Origin of the sequence: Amazonocrinis nigriterrae CENA67 (assembly GCF_016056305.1) — a bacterium.
Lineage (GTDB): Bacteria > Cyanobacteriota > Cyanobacteriia > Cyanobacteriales > Nostocaceae > Amazonocrinis > Amazonocrinis nigriterrae.
Map to the genome: position 1 here is coordinate 1 of NZ_JAECZC010000046.1, position 7,510 is coordinate 7,510.

The 7,510-nt window shown below is 39.5% G+C and carries 6 protein-coding genes; 3 read left to right on the forward strand and 3 right to left on the reverse strand.

The genetic code is table 11. The features are described 5' to 3' along the window. Window positions 1-81 precede the first annotated feature (81 nt). Window positions 82-1,002 carry a DMT family transporter gene (locus I8748_RS20340; protein ID WP_198126414.1) on the forward strand — a complete coding sequence of 307 codons (921 nt, stop codon included), beginning with the start codon at window positions 82-84 and terminating at the stop codon, window positions 1,000-1,002. A 412-nt stretch (window positions 1,003-1,414) separates the two neighbouring features. Continuing rightward, window positions 1,415-3,199: an alpha/beta hydrolase gene (locus tag I8748_RS20345; protein WP_198126373.1), complete on the forward strand. Its 1,785-nt coding sequence runs from the start codon at window positions 1,415-1,417 to the stop codon at window positions 3,197-3,199. Between the two features lie 104 nt (window positions 3,200-3,303). On the opposite strand, the gene I8748_RS20350 is transcribed toward I8748_RS20345, so the two are convergent. The 3 genes from I8748_RS20350 to I8748_RS20360 all read right to left on the reverse strand — a co-directional run bounded on the left by I8748_RS20350 (window position 3,304) and on the right by I8748_RS20360 (window position 4,736). Beyond that, the gene (locus I8748_RS20350) at window positions 3,304-3,519 is read right to left on the reverse strand and encodes a hypothetical protein (RefSeq protein ID WP_198126374.1); all 216 of its coding nucleotides are present in this window, start codon (window positions 3,517-3,519) and stop codon (window positions 3,304-3,306) included. A gap of 53 nt (window positions 3,520-3,572) precedes the next feature. Further along, on the reverse strand, window positions 3,573-3,845 hold the full coding sequence (locus I8748_RS20355) for a Mo-dependent nitrogenase C-terminal domain-containing protein (protein ID WP_198126375.1): 273 nt from the start codon (window positions 3,843-3,845) through the stop codon (window positions 3,573-3,575). Window positions 3,846-4,487: 642 nt separating this feature from the next. Continuing rightward, window positions 4,488-4,736 carry a hypothetical protein gene (locus I8748_RS20360; RefSeq protein ID WP_198126376.1) on the reverse strand — a complete coding sequence of 83 codons (249 nt, stop codon included), beginning with the start codon at window positions 4,734-4,736 and terminating at the stop codon, window positions 4,488-4,490. Between the two features lie 716 nt (window positions 4,737-5,452). Here I8748_RS20360 and I8748_RS20365 point away from each other — a divergent pair. Continuing rightward, window positions 5,453-7,510 (forward strand): GAF domain-containing protein (locus I8748_RS20365; RefSeq protein WP_198126377.1); only part of this gene is annotated, 2,058 nt, incomplete at its 3' end.

Below are 7,510 nucleotides of genomic sequence, written 5' to 3' on the forward strand. Positions count from 1 at the left end.
CCCGCACCCCTGCACCCCCACTCCCCCTGAGGTGTCTCGACCCTTAATCCTGAAAACTCTAATTAATTTATTATGCATACTATGCACCACAGTTCCGGGCGCTGGCGTTTAGGGCTAGCGTTATCGTTATTGACTGTTTTGTTGTGGGGAATTCTACCTCTTGCGCTGACCATAACGCTGCAAGCGCTTGATGTCTACACAATTATTTGGTTTCGCTTTCTGACATCATTTGCATTGCTTGCTATGTATTTAGGGGTACGCGGTCAATTGCCAAAGCTAGAACAATTGCGTTCTGCTTCTGGAAAATTATTAGCGATCGCTACTTTCATGTTAGCGCTTAATTACTTCTTGTTTATGCAAGGTTTAGCGTTAACAACACCTGCTAACGCTGAAGTTGTCATTCAATTATCTTCTCTTTTATTAGGTTTAGGAGGTTTAGTAGTTTTTAAAGAATCTTATGCGCTGCATCAATGGCTAGGTGTCAGTGTGCTGATTTTTGGTTATATTTTGTTTTTTAATGAACAAATAACGAATTTGCTCACAAGTCGTACTATATATCTTTTTGGCAGTGGTTTGATTGCACTAGGTTCTGCTGCATGGGCTACTTATGCTCTGGCACAAAAGCAATTGTTGCAATCTTTATCTTCTGCTCACATCATGTTGGTTATTTATGGAGGTTGTGCTTTATTATTCACTCCCTTAGCCAGCATAAAAACAATTTTTACATTAGATACATTGCATTTATCTATGTTAATATTTTGTGCTTTTAATACTCTAATTGCTTATGGTGCGTTTGCAGAATCATTAGAACACTGGGAAGCATCAAGAGTAAGTGCAGTAATAGCTTTAGCGCCTATTGTTACAATTATATCAGTTGAAATTGTATCAGTTATTGCACCTTTTTTGTTCAAAGAAGAACATCTCACATTAATAGCTATATTAGGAGCGTGTTTAGTAGTAGGTGGTTCGGTAGCGATCGCCTGGAAAAGTCCTCATAAATAGAATTGCTTTTCTAGATTATTACCTACTAAAAAATAATAATTTTGTGACATATCCAAAGTTACATCATAAATACTGAGGCAGGGTAATTTTTCATTTGTTATGATTTTACCGTAAGTGTAATGCATGGAAATAAATCTCTTGTTAGGTGGATAATTTTTCTATGTGTGCGTCTCTATCAAGTTGAAATTTTCACCTTGGATTCAAGAGAAAAAATCAAAAAAATCCATAAGCATCGAGGCGAATAATATTAACTTATACCAATTTGCAAATAGAAAGCTAAAGATTCAAATATGGAAATCCAAATGAAATTTAGCTTTCTCAATTAGAAATGACAAATTGGTATTTACTAGGGTGCCCGAATAACTACCAAAGCCAACGCCTCGTGAAACAACATCACCGAAACAGTTGAGCGATGAATAGTTTGTTTGGTAATTTGGCCAGCACCCTGAGAAAAAACTCGCTCTTGCTGGTTCTTTCAGTGCTGCTGCCAACTTTTGGATTTACTAATTCTGTAATGGCAGCAGAGCGAATTTATGCTTCTTATTCAGCAATAGAAATGTCAATTTCAGTTGCTGCTTTAGAAAACTATGCCCAAAAAGGTACAATTGATCACGAATTGGCAGTTTATCAAAAATATTTGCCACCACAACAGTTTCAGGAATTACAAAAAGTTTTACTGACTCCTGTAAAAGTGAGTCCGGTAGTAGCTTCTCAATTTCTTGATACAACTCAAGGAAAAACTCTATTACAGCGTTTAGCACAAGCAATTAAAACTAAATTTCGTCAACCACAACCTGAATTTGATACCTTACGGTCGGGGTTAATTTCTGCTTCTGCTGAACCAGGAGGTTTAACGTTATTAAATTTGTTACGCAAGTATCCCAGCAGCAGTATCAGGATTGATTTAGCACATAGTTTCGCCATCGCTGGGGAACTAGAGAAAGTAGTCAATCAAACCCATCAAGCGATCGCTACAGTTGCCAAAAAGTCTAATATAGAAGCTGCCAACATTCCTGGGCATATATCTTCAGAGTTACCAGAATTACGGGGTCAAGGAAAGTTTAAGTCGCAAAAATATACCTTGGAGTTTTTCGACTCTACACGCAATCGACCTTTATTAACCGATGTTTATCTTCCCAATGTCCATCCTGCACCCGTAATTGTAGTTTCTCACGGTCTAGGTCTAGATAGCAGTAACTTTCAATATTTAGCCACTCATTTAGCTTCTTACGGATTTGCTGTAGTTGTTCCCAATCATCCGGGTAGCGATGCCAAACAATTGCAACTATCCTTGAATGGACGCACTAATGAAGTAATACAACCAGATGAATTTATAGACAGACCTCTAGATATTAAATATGTATTGAATCAATTAGAGAAGAGTAATCAGTCTGATTCACGGTTTAAAGGTAAGCTAAATTTACAACAGGTTGGTGTCTTTGGTCAATCTTTAGGCGGCTACACAGCCTTAGCTTTGGCTGGCGCTAAGATTAACTTTGAACAACTCAAACAAGACTGTAAACCACAGACAATACATAAAAGCTGGAATATGTCTTTACTATTTCAATGTAGTGCTTTGGCATTGAATAGCAGCAAGTTTAATCAAGAGTATAACTTACGGGATGAGAGAGTAAAAGCTGCGATCGCAGTTAACCCAGTTACGAGTTCTATTTTCGGTAAAGTCGGGTTAAGGCAAATCAAAACGCCTGTAATGGTCGTTGGTAGTAGTGAGGACACTGTTGCACCAGCTTTATACGAGCAAATTCTGCCTTTCTCATGGTTTGGGAATTCACCAAAGTATCTTGTCATGCTTCTAGGCGGAACTCACTTTTCCACCATTGGTAACAGTAACCCCACCAGCCAACAAGTGTCATTACCTGCTGATGTAGTTGGTGATGCTTCCCAAGCGCGTCTATATATGAATGTTTTGAGTTTGCCTTTCTTCCAAACTTATGTTGCAGGAAGGTCACAATATAGACCTTATCTCAACGCTGCTTATGCCAAAACCATTTCAAGTCAATCTCTTGGTTTAAGTCTCGTCCAGTCGCTAAGTACAACCGAACTAGCACAAGCAATTGGTACTGACTTGGGCAAACCGAAATCCTTTAAACTAAAAATACCTAACTCCATACTTAATTTTGGTTTTTGGATGTTAGATGTTGGCGTTGCATTGCTACATGTCACAATTTTTATTTAATTTGTGTCAGTTGTCAGTTGTCATTTGTCATTTGTCATTTGTCATTTGTTATTTACCCGACCTCCCCATCTCACCATCTCCTCATCTCCCCATCTCCTCACTTCCTAATCTTGGCTTAAACAAATATCAGTTTCTGGTAACAAAACTCTGGTTTCGTTACCTATCCTACCCATTTCAGGTTCTAAACCCATTTCCATCTCGATGAGGTAAGTCCAAGTTCCTGCTTCTGGTAGGTAGTCTTTGATGATGCCTAAGCCTCCCACAAAACTTACCTGTTGTTCCTTTTTAAATCTGGGTAAGATTGCTACTACTGCCATCATGATTAAACCCTTTTTCAATTACAAATAGTTTTGCTTGATTTAAAATTAAAAAGTTAAATTTTACTACCTTCACTTGCAAGATAAGTAAGCGAGCGAAAACGGATGCCAACAAGTTGTTCATAAAGTGGGTTGAACTTACACAATGGCGGAATATGAAACAGTGTTCGCTCAAAAACTTTGATAGTTCGTTCAAATGGACAAGAAGCTGGAATCAGCCAACAGAAAAATCGAGCAACTCTAGAATTAGTAATTGCAATTGAGTCTAGCTTTTGGCGCAGGTAATGCAATAAATCAAAATAGGGAATGACTTGAGTTTGACTAAACATATTTACACTCCACACAATTGTTATACAAATTCGTAATTCGTAATTCGTGAGCAAGTTGCTGTCTTGGCGCTTTGCGTCGATAGCAAACTTGCGTTAGCGTTAGCGAGTCTTCTCCCAAGGGGAGACGCTACGCGAACGAGCGTCAGCGGTAGCGACGAAGGAGCGTCACCCGACGAGTAATTCGTAATTAAGAAATTTATATTTGTATAGGTTTCTGGCTTTGAATGGGTTACCGAATTTTAGGGAATTGGTGTTAAGTGATTAAAGTTTGTCGCTTTCAAAAGTTAGAGGTTGTTTAACAAGTATCAATAATTTAGATTTTAGGTAAAATCTAAGTACAGCAGTCGAAGCATAGTTGAGGACAGTGCTGATTGCTCAAAGCCTTGAAATAACTTGCTTTCTACTCAGCAACGCCACATGCTCCACTTGGGGAGACCCCAAGACCCTTACGGGTGACGCTCGCAAGCTCGCTACCGCTACGCTAACGGCAGTTACTCCACTTGGGGAGACCCCAAGACCGTACTGCCTCACCGCAGTGGCTCCTCAGCACTCATCACTTTGCTATACCTACTCCCTATTCCCTACTCCCGACTCCCTTCAAGTCAGGATTTGAGTATTAAAAACGACTTTCCAAACATCGTCTTAAGCAGTTTTCAATTTCTGTGCAAATGTAATAGTTTTAGCTTGGGCTGTTGGAATTAAAGTCCAACCTAACTGACGCAATTTCTGATAAGTTGCCCATCCCTTAGAACCGTGGGGAATATCATAGTCTGGTACAGCCTCCATACGACTTCTGTAAGGTTGCCAAGGTTGACTTGGCGCTGTCCTTAAGTGCAAAATCAATTCGCCATTACTTCCTTTTGTGGGCAGCCAACACATTTGTCCAGCCATAGTTCAGATCCTTTTTTAGACGGTTGTTTGCTACTTAACAAGCATTAAATGAGATGATATACAGCAAATTTGCTGTTACTCAAGATGTTTTATAACTTAAAAACCTCGGTATATAGTTAATAGCAGTTTCCAAGTAAAAGATAACAAATAAGAATAATTATATTGATGCTTACTTATTGATGCTTTCGCTTGCACTGCTGAGTAACGAGAAACTCTTTACTATGTTTATATGTTGTCAAATTCAACTCTAAAAAGCTTCGTTCTAGAGAATTAATTGTAACTATAGAAGGATATACCTTTTGACTTTTTCACCATACCATTCGGTGTAAGTAAGTTAAATTTAACTTCAAGAGGTTCTTAGCAAGTGAATACTCTTTTAATATCTATTGATTATTCGGAAATGATTAATCATTTGCAAATATTAAGATATTGTACTTTTGCCTAAAAGTTTGAATCGTAGCACTGGTGCAAGCAATAGCCAAAGCTCTGAGCTTCATGTAGTGGAAATTGATGAATTGCCGCTACAATGCTTTTGAGATAACAATCGACAAGGACAAAGCCACTTTGCTAAGAGCGCTCTGACGCTAGCCAAAGTAAGCGGCTTGCAATACTGCGGTTCTCTCACTACTTTGCTTCTACGCAATTTGAGATATACTTTGAAGAAATGTAAACTTAAATTGCGTTTTTGTAAAAATCAGCTTTCCATTGGTTGATTTATGAGCCAGTCTGAAGATATTGCTGCCCAAACACCTTCTCTGACTAACCACGATCGCCAACCTATTCATATACCTGGCTCTATTCAACCTCATGGTGTATTACTAGCACTCAGTAACGACCTAGAGATAGTGCAAGTTAGTAACAATACCCAAGAATATTTGGGTAAAGCACCAGAGGATTTACTTAGCCAACCACTGAGCTACTTGCTTGACGCTCGACAAGTTGAAGCCATCAAGCAGGGTTTGGTGAAAAAAATTAGCAGTGCTAATGCTTTTAAAGTATCAATCATGACTTCCAATGGTGAACGATACTTTGATGGCATTGTGCATCGTACAGAAGATGCAGTAATTCTGGAGCTAGAGCCGACTGACTCTCGTTTGGAGTTGAGTTTTGCTAGCTTTCAAGCTTTGGTGGATGAAGCGATCGCTAAGATGCAAAATACATCAAATTTGACAGAATTTTTGCATGTTGTGGCGGAACAAATCAGGGAAATTACAGACTTTGACAGAGTAATGGTCTATCAATTTGACCACAACAAAGCTGGTTCTGTGGTTGCTGAAGCCAAACGAGAAGATTTATCACCATATTTAGAACTGCATTATCCTGCTACAGATATTCCAGAGCAGGCTAGAGAATTATATACACGCTGCTTGCTGCGATTTATCCCCGATTTGCACGCTCAAAGAGTCAAGCTAGTTCCAACTGAAAACCCCACAACGCATCAACCGCTCGATTTAAGCTTGTCCATACTCAGGAGTTTTGATGATTGTTGCGTGGAATATCATCAAAATATGGGAGTAGCGGCGCTTTTAGTGATATCCCTTATTCAAGAGCAGCAGCTTTGGGGATTAATTGCTTGTCATCATCAAACACCTAAGCATATTTCCTATGAAACGCGGAATATATGCAAGTTTTTAGGACGGATTGTATCGTTAGAGTTAACCCACAAAGTTACTCAGTCAGAATTGGACTATAAAGTCAAATTGCAATCCCTACAGTCAGAGTTCATCAAGTCCATTTCCCAAGTAGATAATTTTATCGACGCGTTGATTAAACCTGAAATCCGCTTACTGGATCTTGTGGGTGCAACTGGCGCAGCAGTTTGTTTGGATAATGAAATTACGCTTGTGGGAGTAACACCAGATATTAAGCAAGTACAAGCACTAATTGAATGGACAAATAGCCAAGTTAGTGATAATTTGTTTGTCACTGATTCTCTAGCAAAGCGTTACCCGGAGGCTGTTGCATTTAAAGATACTGCTAGTGGCTTGCTGCTATTACGGATTTCTCAAGTCTTGCGCTATTACATTATTTGGTTTCGCCCCGAAGTTATCCAAACTGTACACTGGGCAGGGAACCCCAATGAATCCGTTCAAGTACAAGCAGATGGTAGCATTACCCTTTCTCCCCGTAAATCCTTTGAGAATTGGCAAGAAACAGTACAATTGACTTCCCTACCTTGGCAACAGTGTGAAGTTGATAGTGCTTTAGCTTTGAAGAATGCGATCGTCGGTATTGTACTTTCTAAAGCAGATGAGTTAGCCAAAATCAACCTCGAATTAGAGCGCAGTAACCGAGAACTAGCTTCTTTTGCATACGCCGCTTCTCATGACCTCAAAGAACCTTTGCGAGGCATATATAACTTTTCCACAGTACTCTTGGAAGACTACGCCCAAGTACTAGATGATGACGGAATTGAATGCTTGGAAACAGTAGTTTCCTTAGCCGTGCGGATGGAAACTTTAATTAATGCTTTGCTGCGACTGTCGCAGTTAGGACAAGCACAACTACGCTTGCAAACAATTGATCTCAACGAATTACTCAATCAAGTAATTGATGTCTTTCGTGCTAGTTACAACAATTGTGAACTTGCAGACATACGCATTCCTCGACCTTTGCCAACAATTCAATGTGACCCAGTTCTCGTTAACGAAGTCTTCAGTAACTTGATTAGCAATGCATTCAAATACACTGATAAAGCACAGCCTTGGGTTGAGATTGGCTACATAGGGGAAGTTGGGGAGATGGGGAGCAGGGGAGATGGGGAGATGAGGGAG

Coding starts and splice junctions, on each gene's coding strand:
- I8748_RS20340 (WP_198126414.1), top strand. CDS start 82: ATGCACCACAGTTCCGGGCGCTGGCGTTTAGGGCTAGCGTTATCGTTA.
- I8748_RS20345 (WP_198126373.1), top strand. CDS start 1,415: ATGAATAGTTTGTTTGGTAATTTGGCCAGCACCCTGAGAAAAAACTCG.
- I8748_RS20350 (WP_198126374.1), bottom strand. CDS start 3,519: ATGATGGCAGTAGTAGCAATCTTACCCAGATTTAAAAAGGAACAACAG.
- I8748_RS20355 (WP_198126375.1), bottom strand. CDS start 3,845: ATGTTTAGTCAAACTCAAGTCATTCCCTATTTTGATTTATTGCATTAC.
- I8748_RS20360 (WP_198126376.1), bottom strand. CDS start 4,736: ATGGCTGGACAAATGTGTTGGCTGCCCACAAAAGGAAGTAATGGCGAA.